Annotated in this window: 1 protein-coding gene; it reads right to left on the bottom strand. The window is 50.3% G+C overall.

The annotated features are described in order from the left end of the window. Positions 1-44: 44 nt before the first annotated feature. On the bottom strand, positions 45-292 hold a 248-nt coding region (locus NE473_RS31860; protein WP_256265706.1), incomplete at its 5' end, for a F0F1 ATP synthase subunit gamma.

Here is a 292-nt window from a genome sequence, read left to right as displayed (position 1 = left end):
TTCATAATCTGTTTCTCACAGCTCGTGAGGACTCCTCCTGTCTGTTATTTTTTCTTCTTCTTTTTTTGGGCCTTGGCTCCGCTGATTACCTCAGTGATCTCCTGGGTAATGGCAGCCTGGCGGACCCGGTTATAGGTAATTGCCAGTTCATCCAGCATATCCTGCGCACTCTTCGTGGCAGCCTGCATGGCCATCATTCTGGGATTCTGCTCGCTGGAGTAGGATTCCACCAGACCGCCATAGATAAATCCGGCTATATAGTTTGGTACGATGGCATCGATCACCGCCTTGG

This window comes from Hungatella sp. SL.1.14 (assembly GCF_024460495.1).
GTDB classification, from domain to species: Bacteria; Bacillota; Clostridia; order Lachnospirales; family Lachnospiraceae; genus Hungatella; species Hungatella hathewayi.
This window is presented reverse-complemented; position numbering and strand designations above follow the sequence as displayed.